The sequence below is a fragment of the Psittacicella gerlachiana genome, from assembly GCF_003585965.1.
Classification (GTDB): Bacteria; Pseudomonadota; Gammaproteobacteria; order Enterobacterales; family Psittacicellaceae; genus Psittacicella; species Psittacicella gerlachiana.
This window is the reverse complement of sequence record NZ_NRJF01000060.1, coordinates 18,790-31,401: the sequence shown is the minus strand read 5'-3', so window position 1 is coordinate 31,401 and position 12,612 is coordinate 18,790. Positions and strand designations below refer to the sequence as shown.

General features: G+C 33.4%; 9 protein-coding genes. 6 read left to right on the top strand and 3 right to left on the bottom strand.

Annotated elements, in window-relative coordinates; translation table 11 throughout:
• Positions 1–314 precede the first annotated feature (314 nt).
• From CKF59_RS02615 to dxs, 5 genes are all read left to right on the top strand, one after another.
• A complete protein-coding gene (locus tag CKF59_RS02615; RefSeq protein ID WP_222985519.1) occupies positions 315–1,043 on the top strand; it encodes a LysO family transporter in 729 nt (242 codons plus the stop codon).
• A gap of 118 nt (positions 1,044–1,161) precedes the next feature.
• Complete coding sequence (locus CKF59_RS02610; RefSeq protein ID WP_119534431.1) at positions 1,162–1,659, top strand: YajQ family cyclic di-GMP-binding protein; 498 nt, start codon at positions 1,162–1,164, stop codon at positions 1,657–1,659.
• 3 nt (positions 1,660–1,662) lie between these two features.
• Positions 1,663–1,875, top strand: coding sequence for an exodeoxyribonuclease VII small subunit (xseB, locus tag CKF59_RS02605; protein ID WP_119534430.1), 213 nt, complete (start codon positions 1,663–1,665; stop codon positions 1,873–1,875).
• A 21-nt stretch (positions 1,876–1,896) separates the two neighbouring features.
• A complete protein-coding gene (locus tag CKF59_RS02600; RefSeq protein WP_119534429.1) occupies positions 1,897–3,045 on the top strand; it encodes a polyprenyl synthetase family protein in 1,149 nt (382 codons plus the stop codon).
• Position 3,046: 1 nt separating this feature from the next.
• Positions 3,047–5,005, top strand: a complete 1,959-nt coding sequence (dxs, locus tag CKF59_RS02595; protein ID WP_119534428.1) for a 1-deoxy-D-xylulose-5-phosphate synthase — start codon at positions 3,047–3,049, stop codon at positions 5,003–5,005.
• A gap of 69 nt (positions 5,006–5,074) precedes the next feature.
• Here dxs and CKF59_RS02590 read toward each other — a convergent pair whose 3' ends face one another.
• The 3 genes from CKF59_RS02590 to CKF59_RS02580 all read right to left on the bottom strand — a co-directional run bounded on the left by CKF59_RS02590 (position 5,075) and on the right by CKF59_RS02580 (position 9,344).
• Entirely contained in the window at positions 5,075–6,337 is a 1,263-nt protein-coding gene (locus CKF59_RS02590) for an amino acid aminotransferase (protein WP_119534427.1), read from the bottom strand.
• Positions 6,338–6,342: 5 nt separating this feature from the next.
• Positions 6,343–7,539 carry an amino acid aminotransferase gene (locus CKF59_RS02585; RefSeq protein ID WP_119534426.1) on the bottom strand — a complete coding sequence of 399 codons (1,197 nt, stop codon included), beginning with the start codon at positions 7,537–7,539 and terminating at the stop codon, positions 6,343–6,345.
• Positions 7,540–7,673: 134 nt separating this feature from the next.
• A complete protein-coding gene (locus CKF59_RS02580) occupies positions 7,674–9,344 on the bottom strand; it encodes an L-lactate permease (protein ID WP_222985517.1) in 1,671 nt (556 codons plus the stop codon).
• A gap of 545 nt (positions 9,345–9,889) precedes the next feature.
• Between CKF59_RS02580 and pepN the strand changes: the two genes are divergently transcribed.
• Positions 9,890–12,559 (top strand): aminopeptidase N, encoded by a 2,670-nt coding sequence (pepN, locus tag CKF59_RS02575; RefSeq protein WP_119534424.1) that lies wholly within the window; start codon positions 9,890–9,892, stop codon positions 12,557–12,559.
• Positions 12,560–12,612 lie beyond the last annotated feature (53 nt).

Genomic DNA, 12,612 nt, shown 5'->3' with positions numbered 1-12,612 from the left:
ATCGCCAAATTAATTTTTTTAAGTCCTCTAGTTAATTCTAGAGGACTTTTCTTTTGTTTGAAAATAAGCTTAAAAAAGTGATACAATACAAAAGACTGAAAATTATTAATATTTAATACACTATGGGAATTCTTGAAGGTTTAGGGATAGTACTGATCCCGATTTTTGTTGGTTATTACTTAGGGACTATATTTACAAGAGTAGGTAAATATTTAAATAAATTATTGACCATAGTTTTATGTATCCTATTATTTATTATGGGATTCAAGCTTGCTCAAATAGATGATCTACTTTTAAAAATCCCAAAGGTAGGAGTGGATACATTTATTTTTGTAACCATCCTTTCATTAAGCAATATCTTGGTCTTAGCGATCTATGATAAAGTCAAAGGCAAGAATGCTCATTATCATCAAGTAAAGTCTAGTTTAGCTCATGTTTTTTTGGATATAAGTAAACTAATTCTTTCGGTGATCTTAGGTGTTATCGTTGGTGCTATTTGTGTTTATTATAACTACACTGTAGATTATAATTTTATTGATATAGCTTCAAATGTTGCTTTACTTATTTTAATTTTTATTGTAGGCTTGCAATTGGGAAGTGCCAAATATCGTCTCAAAGATGTGCTTTTAAATAAAGAAGCAATTATTATTTCCCTCCTTTTTACTTTTAGTTGTCTTTTAGGCGGAGTAATTATTAGCTTTTTTGTAAACATGGACTTACCAAAAGTTCTAGCACTATCTTCAGGAATGGGCTGGTATAGTTTAACTAGTGTAATAATTACCAATGCCTATGGGGCGTTAGATGGATCTCTAGTATTTTTTGTGGATATAGCTCGTGAATTATTAGCTCTGATCCTCGTTCCTATTTTAATGAAAAATTTTCGTTGTACGGCAATTACTTTCCCTGGAGCAACCTCCTTAGATTGTTCACTTCCAATTATTCAGAAGTCGGGAGGAACTGGGGTGGTAGGCTTAGCAATAAGTTTTGGGTTTTTAGCTAATCTTTACGTGCCTATTCTTCTGATCCTTTTTACAAGTATATAATTTTTAAAGCTCTGATAAAGGTTATCTTTGTCAGAGCTTTATTTTTAACTATTTTAGCCTGATTTTGTTATAATATCAGGAGTAAAATTGGGTAAATGTAAACAATTTAAGGAAGATTATGCCATCATTTGATATAGTTTCAGAAATTGATAACTTTGAAGTAAAAAATACCGTAGAAAATGCACAACGTGTACTTAGTGGACGTTTTGATTTTAAAGGGACTAACGCTTCAATTGAGTTAAATAGTAAAGACAATAAAGTTAAATTAGTTGCGGACTCTGATTTCCAATTACAGCAATTAGTAGATATTTTAGTTAACGCTGCTATTAAAAGAAATATTGAAATCTACTCATTACAGATTCCTGAAGAATACGAACACGCTGGTAAAAGTTATTCGAAAGAAGTTACTTTTAAAAATGGAATTGACCAAGATACTGCTAAGAAAATGGTGAAAATCATTAAAGATTCTAAGATTAAAGTAACAGCACAAATTCAAGGTGAAAAATTACGTGTTCAAGGTAAAAACCGTGATGATTTACAGGCGGTAATTGCTTTAATGCGCGAAAGTCAAACTGATTTAAATTTAGCTTTACAATTTGAAAACTTTAGGGATTAAACTATGGCTGAAGAGAAAAAGCAAAGTTTTGAACAAAATACAAATAGATTAAATGAGCTTGTAAGAAATATGGAACGTGAAGATATAACCTTACAAGATCTAGTTAACAATTATGTTGAAGCCTTAGAGTTAGTAGATAAACAATATAGTTTAATTAATGAAGCTAAACAACAAATTGAGTTATTAAAACAAAAACTTGGTGACGATGAGAGTTAACCTTAAACAAGGATAAAAATAATGCTTCAATTATCACAGGAAGAAGCGATAAAGTATAATTTAAATGAATTAGCAGATTTAATAGTTTCTCATTATAATTTGGAACAAAAATTATCTGAGAAACTAACTTTAGAAGAGTTTCTAGCTCTGATAAGTCAAGCAACAAGAAATTTTATCGAACTTGTTTTAGGAGTTAATTCAGATTCGCTACAACAATTATTTTTTAATGATCCCCAAATTTTAGATTTACTCCCGCCAAATGCTCAAGATCAGCAAATTATGCAAATTTTTGGCATGGATAAGCTTCGTGAATCTATGTACTATAGTTTATATAGCGATGGAAAAATGCTTCGTCCAGCTTTAGTCTTTGTCGGGGGGCTTTTAACTAAAGCTAAGTTAAGTGATCTACTTATTGCAGCCATGGCAATTGAGTGTATTCATACTTATAGTCTAATTCATGATGACTTACCTGCAATGGATAATGATACTTATCGCCGTGGTAAACTTACCAATCATTTAGTTTTTGGCGAGAGTATGGCGATTCTTGCTGGCGATGCTTTGCAAACCCTTGGTTTTAGTTTATTAAGTAGTAATCAACAGCTAGAAGCAAAGCAAGTGTTAAAGCAAGTGCAGGTCTTAGCTTATGGTGCAGGTCATTATGGGATGTGTTTAGGGCAGGCTTTAGATATTCTTGGTGATGATCTAACTTTAGATAAATTAAAAGAGTTAGGAATTAGTCAATCTAAAGCAGAATTAAGATTAACACAAATTCATTATCGCAAAACTGCTTTCCTTATTCGTAGTAGCATTTTGTTAGGAGTTTATGCTTCTAATCATGCTAAAGGTAAAGATTTAGAGAGAATTTTATCTTATTGGGCATATAATTTAGGGTTAACCTTTCAGATTAAAGACGATATTTTAGATGTTTTAGGAAATGAAGCAGAAATTGGTAAACCTGTAGGCTCTGATTTAGTTAACCATAAATTAACTTATGTAAGTTTATATGGTCTAGAGCAGGCTCAGGAAAAATTAAACGCAAAATTTGTCCAAACTTTAGAATACGTAGAGCAGTTAGAAAACTTATTCAAAGAAAATACAGAGCAAGAGGCTTCTCTTGCTATAACTTGGTTAAGAGATTTGACCACTTTTGTAGTTAACCGTAATAAATAATATGAGACTAACTTACCCTTTGCTCGATAAGATAAATAATTTATCTGATTTAAAAGCTTTAAGCGAAAGTGAACTTCCGCAACTTTGTGATGAATTAAGAGATTTTTTAATTTATAGCATTAGTAATAGTTCGGGACATTTTTCTTCAAATCTTGGTACTGTTGAGTTAACCGTAGCCTTACATTATGTCTATGATAGCCCTCATGATAAGATTATTTGGGATGTGGGACATCAAGCTTATGCTCATAAAGTATTAACTGGACGTAAGGATCGCATTGGTACTATTCGTCAGTATCAAGGACTCCATCCTTTTCCTTTTATTGCCGAATCGGAACATGATATTTTAACGGTAGGGCATTCTTCTACTTCTTTAAGCGTAGCAACAGGTATTAGCTTAGTGAATCAAAAGCGAGGAATTCATGCAGATGTAATTCCGGTAATTGGTGATGGAGCTATGACTGCGGGCATGGCTTTCGAAGCTTTAAATCATGTAGGAGATATTAAAGCTCCACTTACTATTATCTTGAATGATAATAATATGTCGATTAGCCCAAATAAAGGAGCTTTAAATCGTCAAACGGAAAAAATCTTTAATTCAGAAATTTATCATTCATTACGCCAAAAATCTAAAGAATTAATTCCTAACATAGGACCGCTAAAAAGTTTATTAAAGTCTACTGAAAGTGCTTTTAAAACTTTATTTTCTCCGGAAATTGCGAATTTATATCGTACTATGGGTATTGAATACTTAGGACCGGTAGATGGGCATAATGTGCTTGAGTTGGTTAACTTATTTAAGCGTTTAAAAGGTAATGGTAAATTACAGCTCGTACATGTGTTAACCACTAAGGGTAAAGGTTATTTACCTGCAGAGCAAGAACCAACGAAATACCATGGGGTAGGGAAATTTAATCCTCAACCTCAAGCACAGGTACAAGAGAAAATTGAAAAAGTTGCACCCAAACCTACTTACTCTAAAGTTTTTGGAGATTGGTTGGTTGCTCATGCTCAAGATCCACATTTAATGGCGATTACGCCGGCGATGATTGAAGGATCAGGAATGCAAGATTTTTATAAAGTTGCTCCTGATAAATTAATCGATGTAGCAATTGCTGAGCAACATGCGGTGAGCTTAGCTACTGGCTTAGCCATTGGTGGTTTTAAACCTGTAGTAGCTATTTACTCTACTTTTTTACAAAGAGCCTATGATCAATTAATCCATGACGTAGCTATAGATAATCATCCAGTGTTATTTGCTATAGACAGAGCTGGGATTGTTGGAGAAGATGGACAAACCCATCAGGGAGCATTTGACATTTCTTATCTTAGATGTATTCCAAATTTAGTTGTAACTACCGCAAGCAGTGGATATAACTTAGAGCAATTACTTGATTTTGGTTATAGCTATAATGGAGTATTTGCGGTAAGATACCCTCGTGGGCAAGCACAAGAGTTAGAACAACAAATTCAGTATACCAGTCGAGAGCTTTTAACTACTCCTATAACTTTAGGGAAAGGAGTTAAGCTTTTAGCAACTGAGAAAGATAAATACCAATTCTTTAAACAAGAGAACGAGTTGTTAGGATTAGATAAAGGTATTGCTATTTTAAATTTTGGCAATATGCTGACTAAAGCTCTTGCATTAGGAAGTGAAATAGGGGCAAGCGTATTTGATATGCGTTTTGTTAAGCCTTTAGATATAGAAATCGTAACTCAGCTTAAGAACTTTGATTTAGTAGTCATTCTTGAAGAGAATGCAGAACAAGGTGGGGCGGCAAGTGCGGTCTTTGAAGCTATGATGCAATTAAATGTTTTAGTTCCTAGTTTATCGATCGGAATTCCTGATCAATTTATCCCGCCAATTAATACTAATCTAATTGAAGAAAAAATGGCATGGGATTTAGCATCTCTCAAACAAAGAATTATATTAAAGCTAAGAGATATAACTTCTTTAGTTTAAAGTTATTAATGGAATCTAGATCCTAAAAAAGAAGGTGTTGGCTACACCTTCTTTTTTAATGGGTAAATTTTATTTACTTAATACGGCTGCAAAAGAATCCGCAACATATGCAAGATTATGCTCATTTAAACCAACAATATTAATTCTGCCATTGGTTACCATATAAATAGCATATTTTTCTTTAAGTTCTTGACATTGTTCAGGAGTAAAGCCGGTATAAGAGAACATCCCTTTTTGTTTAGTTACAAAGTCAAAATCAAAACCTCTTTCTTTTAGAGCAGAAGCCAGTTTTTGACGTAAATCCTTGATACGAGCTCTTACTGCAGTAAGTTCTTGTTCCCAAGAAGCACGTAATTCTGGATTAGAAAGAACGATTGCAGCTACATAAGCACCGTTATTACCTGGAGCAACATAATAGTTGTTAGCATAAGCTTGAAGATTTGAAACTACCAGTTTAGCTTGTGCTTGATCTTTAGCTAATACATGTACAGCACCAATACGGTCTCCATATAAGCCAAGATTTTTTGAACAAGAAGAAACAAATAGGGCTTGGTCTAAGATTTGAGTTGCTAAACGTACTGAATAAGCATCTTCATCAATGCCATCACCAAAACCTTGATAAGCAAAATCAAATACTGCTAAAGCTCCTTTTTCTTTAATTTTGGTCAATACTTGTTCCCATTGTTGATGATCAAAATCATAACCTGTAGGATTGTGACAAGCTGCTTGTAATAATACTGCATCTTTAGGAGTTAAAGCTTCTAAATCCGCTAAAGTTGCTTGAAAGTCTAACTCTTTAGTTTGTGGATTATAGTAAGCATAAGTTGGAGTTTCTAATCCTGAAGCTCCAAAGATTGCAAAGTGATTACCCCAAGTTGGATTAGAGATAAAAATTCGTTTTAGTCCAAGTTGATGTAAAAAGTCAGCAACTAAACGTAAGCCACCTGAACCTGCAACTGATTCTAAAGTTTGAATGCGATCATCTTTACGTGCTTGTAGATCTTCAGGGAATAAAAGATTACGCACTGCATTGTTAAAGCCAACATAACCAGTTGCTGGCAGATAAGACTCAGAGACATCCTTAGCTACAAGATCTGCTAAATGATTATCAATCGGAGCTAATTTAGCTTCTGTAGGTAAAGAGTAAAAGTATTGAGCAAGAGCTTGTTGAGCAGTATCTACTGCTTTAAAGTTTTCAAGTTTGCCTTCAGGGTTATAATAAACACCAACACTTAAATCAACTTTATTTTCACGTGGATCTTGGTGGTACTGTTGGACTAAAGCCAAAATAGGATCGTCAGCGGCAAGAGTTAAATTTGAGAAAAAATCCATTGTTATTATCCTTTAATTACAGCAGCAATAGCTTGAGTTACATAATCAATATTATTGTGATTTAAACCAGCAAAATTAATACGACCAGACGCAAGGAGATAAATTCCATAAGTATTTTTTAATTCTTGGATCTGTGCCGGTGTTAATTTTAAGAAAGAGAAAAAGCCGTATTGGTTTTCAATGTAACTAAAGTCTACACCTAAAGTTTTAAGTTTAGCAACAAAGTCTTTTCTTAATTGTTGTAAACGTTGACGATAAGTATTAATTTCGTTAAACCATAACTCACGAATTTGTGGAGTAGTTAAAATAGTTTTAACTAAACGTGCTCCATTAGCAATTGGCGTAGAGTAAGTCGAACGAATAATTTGTTTTAAATTTGAAGTCAAGATTTTTGCTTGTTCAGCATCTTTACATTTAATATTTACGTTACCTATGCGTTCACCGTAAATACTAAAAGTTTTTGAACTCGAGAAAATGTGAACAAATTGTTCTAAGTGCTGAGCTGCTAAACGTACGGCAGTAGCATCTTCTTCAATGCCACGTCCATAACCTAAATAAGCTTGGTCAAGGACAAGAATTGCATTTTTACGTTTAATTAGTTGATAAACTTCTAACCATTGTTCAGCATTTAAGTCAGCACCTGTTGGATTATGACATACAGGGTGCATTAAAACTACATCACGTTCACCAACTTTTGCTTCTAAATCTGCTAATAAAGCAGGAAAGTCTACATCCATATTTTCGTGACTATAATAAGTATAGTCACCAACTTGATAGCCAGCTTCTTTAAAAATATCTATGTGATTGCTCCAAGTTGGATTTGAAACCCAACAGCGTTGTGAACCAGCAAAGTTCTTAAGTGCGTCAGCGGTTACACGTAAGCCACCAGTAGCAGCTAAAGTTTGTACACTAGCTAAACGCTTTTCAGCTAGTACTGGATTGTCTTTACCATATACTAGTTCATTAATCGCTTGAAGATATTGTTGGTCACCATCTATAGGTAAGTAACCTTTGGCTTGATTTTGTTGAGCTACAAGTAGAGCAGCTTTTCTTGCAGCTTCCATTAAGTCAATGCGACCAGCTTCGTCAAAGTATAAGCCAATAGACAGATTAACTTTTTTAGGATTAGGATTAGCTAAGTAATCTAAGTAGAGTCCAATAATAGGATCTATAGGTTTAGTTTCTAAATTTGAAAATAACATATGATAACTTCTAAGCTTGCAGGAAGCAAAATAAAATTGAATGGATTATTTTGATTTTAACATAAACCAAAAGTTAATTACTACATTTATATATAAAAAATGCTCTCGGAAAATCCAAGAGCATTTTTTCGTAATTAAACGATTGTTGTCCAAGTTAATACATAAGCTTGAAGAACAGTTAAGATACAGATAAAGATTGCAAAAATTACCGCATGTTTTAATACATATGATAATAATTCACCTTCACGACCTTGAGCACCTGCAGCCGCACAACCGATAGCAATTGATTGTGGAGAAATTACTTTACCAGTAATTGCCCCTAAAGTGTTAGAAGCTGCTAATAAGTTAGGATCAACATGGATTAACTGTGCGGTAGTAACTTGTACTTTTGCAAATAAAGTATTTGAGTTTACTACTGAACCTGTTAAGAATACCCCTAACATACCTAATAAAGGTGCTAATACTGGGAATACTACGCCTGTTTGTGATAAAAGGATCGCAATAGAACCAGTTTGACCTGAGTAGTCTGCAACTTTAGCAAATGCTAATACAAAACAGATAGTTAAGATTGGGAATAGTAGTTGTTTAATTGTTGCTACTAATACTGAAATAGCTGTTGTTAATTTAACACGGAATGCAATTAAAGTATATACTGCAGCAAAGAATAGAGCTGTACCTACTGAAGTTAAAACATCAAATCTCCAAATAGCACTTTCAGGAGCTTGATTTTCTGCAGCTAAACGAGCACCTTTTTGAATTGCCCCGTGTAATGCAGGCATTTCAAAAGTTGAAGTTAAGAAGCTTAAAGCTGATTTTACGCCTGGTAAAGTCCAAACTAGTGCTAATACAGTAATCACAATAAATGGAGACCATGCGAAAATAGTTTGAGCAGCTGAGTAAGTTTTAACCTCAGTGTTGTTAGTAGTAGCTTGTGAATCTTGTACATAACCTTCAGCAGTTAGTTTGCGTCTAGGTTTCCAAATACGAGAGAACACAATTACTGCAATCATTGCAGCCACACCGATAATAATATCTGATAATTCGTGACCAATGTAGTTGTATACAATATAAGCTGTTACCATTGAAACAATAGAAACAACTAAAATCATTGGTAAAGTATCTTTTATACCACGAATACCGTCAACCATTGCTACTAACCAGAATGGTAGGATAAAGATAACAATAGATAGTTGACGTGAAATTAATGCTGATAAAACTGAAGCATCAATGTGTGTAACTTGAGCAGCTACAGTTACAGGAATACCAATAGCTCCTGTAGGTGCTGAAGCCATATTTGCTACTAGACATAGAGCCGCTGCCATAATTGGATTTTTAAAACCACAACCAATTAATAAAGCTGCCCCGATAGCAATAGGAATACCGAAACCAGCAACCCCTTCAAGGAAAGCACCAAAAGCAAACGCAATTAATAATACTTGTACACGTTGGTCATCTGAAATTCCAGAAATAAATGAACGAATTACTTCGAATTTACCTGAACGTACACAAATGTTATAGATAAAGATTGCCCAAATTACAATCCAAGCAATTGGCCATAAACCACTTAAGATACCAAGTAATGTAGCCGAAGCTGTAGCTTGGAATGGCATGCCATAGAGGAAAGTTGCAATAACTGCTGCAATAACTAGAGTAAATAGTGCAGCAATATGCCCTTTTAATTTTAAAACAGTTAGAGCTAAAAGAAAGAATACAATAGGAACTAACGCAACTAGTGCTGTAAGGATTTCAGAACCTCCAATGGCAGCATAGTCTTGCGTCCAAATATTAACTTGATCTTGTCCCACGTTTATACCTCATCGTAGAATTATAAAAACTTGCATATTATAAACCCTTTTATAATTTTATTCATTGCTTTATGCTTTTTTTATCCTTGAGCTAAACTTTGCTTTTGGATTATTTTTTAATTTTTTCTCAAAGTAAAAAATTAAATTATCTTGCAAGCAAGGTAAAAATCGATTTCTTGAACTTAGATCTAAAAGAATTAGATGAAGAAATTAGTAACTTGAGTTAAGGTTATTTATGTGAGCTTAAAGTACTAAAAATCCATACTAAAAGTAGAACTATTGGATAAAAAATGTTAATTTGAAGCTAATTTTAGATCACTATTGATAACTTTTTATCTTTTTGAAGTTTTACTTGTATTTTTGCTTTTAACTTAAACTAAAGTTTAACTGATAGTTTATCTTTATAGATAAAGTTATAAAAGTTAAATCCTTAATAACTTAGTAATTTACTAAGCTATTAAAGAAAAGTTGCATAATACTTGCAAAAAGATGTTCTCAAGTGTTAATCTAGAATGGCAAAAGACTATTTATAATTATAAGGAACTATGATGACACAAGCTGAAAATAAAGCTATGTTACGATCTGATTATCGTCCATTAGATTTTCATATCGTAGAAACTAATTTGGATTTTAATTTTTCTCAGCAAGAAGAATATCCTGCAGTTGTTAAGTCTGAACTAAAATTTAAACGTTTAACTCCTGGAGTAACTACTTTTAGTCTAGATGGACAAGATTTAGTTTTATTAAAACTAAGAGTAAATGGTTTAGCATGGGATGATTATAAACTTGAGAACTTACCTGGAGAAGGTAAATTCCAAAAGTTAACAATTGATATTAGTAAATTAGATAATCAAGATGAGTTTGTTCTCGAAATTGAGAATGCGCTTGAAGTAGAAAATAATAAACGTTTATCGGGAATTTATAAAGCAGGTGAGCATATTTGTTCACAATGTGAATCAGAAGGATTTAGATTAATTACTTATTATTTTGATCGTCCTGATAATCTTTCTATTTTTACCGTAAAAATTACCGCAGATAAACAAGCTTATCCATATTTGCTCTCTAATGGTAATCCGGTGGAGTCTGGAGATTTAGATGATGGGAAGCATTTTGCCGTTTGGCATGACCCTTTTCCAAAACCTTCATATCTCTTTGCTTTAGTAGCAGGTGAGTTTGATGTTCTCGAAGATCAATTTGTAACTAAATCAGGGCGTAAAGTAGACTTAAAGATTTTTGGTGAAGTCGGAAAAGTTTCTCAACTAGATTTTGCCATGAGTTCTTTAAAACGCTCAATGAAATGGGATGAAGAACGTTTTGGTTTAGAGTATGATTTAGATTTATTTATGATTGTTGCCGTAAGCTTTTTCAATATGGGAGCTATGGAAAATAAAGGTCTAAATATTTTTAATGAATCAGCTTTAGTAGGTGATAAGGATACGGCTACCGATGCTCGTCTTAAACGCATTGACAAGGTGGTAGGACACGAGTATTTCCATAACTGGACCGGAGACAGAGTTACTTGTCGTGATTGGTTCCAATTAACCTTAAAAGAAGGTTTAACCGTATTCCGTGACCAAGAATTTACTTCTGATACTTTTGATCGTACTTTAGAGCGTATTGAAAGTGTAGCTGCAATGCAAAACTTCCAGTTTGATGAAGATAATGGTCCAACCTCACATCCAATTAGACCGGATAAAGTGTTATCACAAGATAACTTTTATACTTTAACGGTTTACAATAAGGGATCAGAAGTTATCCGTATGATTCACACTTTAATTGGTGAAGCTAATTTCCAAAAAGGGATGAAATTATACTTTGAGCGTCACGATGGGCAAGCAGTTACTTGTGATGATTTTGTGGCTGCTATGGCAGATGCTTCAGGAGTAAATCTAGATAAGTTTAAACTTTGGTATAGCCAGTCGGGAACGCCACATGTAACGGTAAAACAACACTTTGATGCTCAAAATCAAGTATTATTCTTAGATTTTACTCAAGTTACTTATCCAACGAATAACCAACAAGAGAAACAACCATTAGTTTTACCATTAAAAACTATTTTCTTAGACCAACAAGGTAATCAAGTTTTAGACTTAAAAACTGTGGATGGACAAGAGATAGGGGATTTAATTATTCTTGACCAAGAAAAATTAAATTTACAAATCTCGACCGCAGAGCCTTTAGTGGTAGTAACTAATGTTGATTTTTCTGCTCCAGTTATCGTACATCAAGATAGATCTTTTGAAGAGTTAGCTTTTGTTGCCAAAAATGTTAACAACGAATATGCTCGTTTCCAAGCAGTTCAAGATTTAAACTTTGAGGTATATAAAGCTCATTTAACGGGTAATCCAGTATTAGCTGGACAAGCATTAGGTTTATACCTCAATGTTTATGAAAATTTACTTGCCCGAGCTATAGATAATCCTGCGGTATATGCAATTTTATTAAGATTTACTTCTCCAGCGGCTATAGCTGCTCGTTTTGAAAAGGATCTAGATCCTTTAGCTGTTGCAAATGTATATGAACAAGTAAATCAAACTTTAGCTTTAGCTCATGGTCATCGTGCTTTAGCCTTATTAAAAGATCTACCTGAACAAGGAGCATTTGAGTTTAATGTCCAGCAAGCTGGATTAAGAGACTTAAAAGCGGTGTTAATTACTCTTGCAACTCGTCATGGTGAGCATAAAGAATTAGTGACAGAGTTATATGAGCAAGCAGATAACTTTACAGATCGTATTAACGCTCTTGGGGTAAATCTTGCTAATAAATTAGAACTAGTAACTTTAGAAGAAGATTTCTTAAAACGTTATCATCATGAAGTTCTTGTTTTAGATGCTTATCAGAGTTTAAAAGCAACATATGCTCAAAGTATTGATGAGGTTAAAGAGCTAACCAAACTTCATACTTATGATAGTCAAAATCCAAATCGTGTACGTGCTATTACCGGACCTTTAGCTCATAATAACTTCAAAGTTATGTATAATTTAGATAAGTCAGGAGTTAAATATATTACTGAAGAAACTTTAAGAGCGGATAAATTTAATCCACAGTTATCTTCTAATCTTGTAAGTTTACTCTTAAAATTCTACAAACTTAGCGATAAATATCGTGCAATGGTTGTAGAGCAATTAGAGTACTTAGCTACTCAAACTTTATCTAATAATGTACGTGAAAAAGTAGAAGCAGCTTTAGCTATGGCATCAAAGCAATCAGACTAAATTTTAAAACTAATCAATATTAATGAATATAGGTTTAGATACTCTGCTTAAGC